Origin of the sequence: Paenibacillus sp. OT2-17 (assembly GCF_009827695.1) — a bacterium.
In the GTDB taxonomy this organism is placed as follows: Bacteria; Bacillota; Bacilli; order Paenibacillales; family Paenibacillaceae; genus Paenibacillus; species Paenibacillus polymyxa_B.
The window spans coordinates 1-757 of the sequence record NZ_WUDQ01000971.1 but is presented as its reverse complement, the minus strand read 5'-3'; the positions used below and the strand labels follow the sequence as shown (position 1 = coordinate 757).

Annotated in this window: 2 pseudogenes; one reads left to right on the top strand and one right to left on the bottom strand. The window is 49.7% G+C overall.

Features of this window, described 5'->3' with window-relative positions:
- A pseudogene (locus GRP75_RS30705) lies at window positions 1–133 on the top strand (TRCF domain-containing protein); the annotation flags it as partial.
- On the opposite strand, the pseudogene GRP75_RS28530 reads toward GRP75_RS30705, so the two are convergent.
- Window positions 119–757 (bottom strand): annotated as a pseudogene (locus tag GRP75_RS28530) (ATP-binding protein); the annotation flags it as partial. The pseudogenes GRP75_RS30705 and GRP75_RS28530 sit on opposite strands and share 15 nt — an antisense overlap.

Below are 757 nucleotides of genomic sequence, written 5' to 3'. Positions count from 1 at the left end.
TGAGATTTATAAAAAGGTTGCAGCGGTCAGCACCTTTGACGAGGCTTCCGAACTGGAAGATGAACTGGTCGACCGATTTGGCGATCTGCCAGAGGCTGTGCTTCATTTGCTAGCCGCCTTCGTCTTTAAGTTGAATACGAAGGCCCGAATTTAGAAAAGCAATTTCCTGAAGACGCTCAGCCAACGTATCGTAGTTAAAATGAATGCCTGCCTGAAAAACACGAATATCCGGTTTAAATGTAATTTTCGAGCCCGTCTTGTTAGTATTGCCCAGCACTTCAAGGCCTGTGGTCGGTTCCCCGACATGCTCCACGCCCTTCTTGTCCTGCCAATATTCAAACCGCTGACGGTGAATCTTGCCGTCCCGGTAAATTTCTACTTCAAGCCATTCCGAAAGAGCGTTCGTTACAGACGCACCTACACCGTGCAGACCCCCGGACTTTTTATATCCCGAACCGCCAAACTTACCTCCGGCGTGCAAAATGGTGAATACAACCTGAGGCGTAGGAATTCCCGTTTTGTGCATTCCCGTAGGAATACCGCGCCCGTTGTCTGATACTGTAACGGAACCGTCCTTATGCATTGTAATATCAATGCGAGAGCAAAACTTGGCGAGATGTTCATCCACCGCGTTGTCTACAATTTCCCATACCAAATGATGCAGCCCCGAAGAACTGGTGCTCCCGATGTACATGCCCGGCCGTTTGCGAACTGCCACAAGCCCTTCGAGCACTTGAATGTCGTCCGCGCCATATTC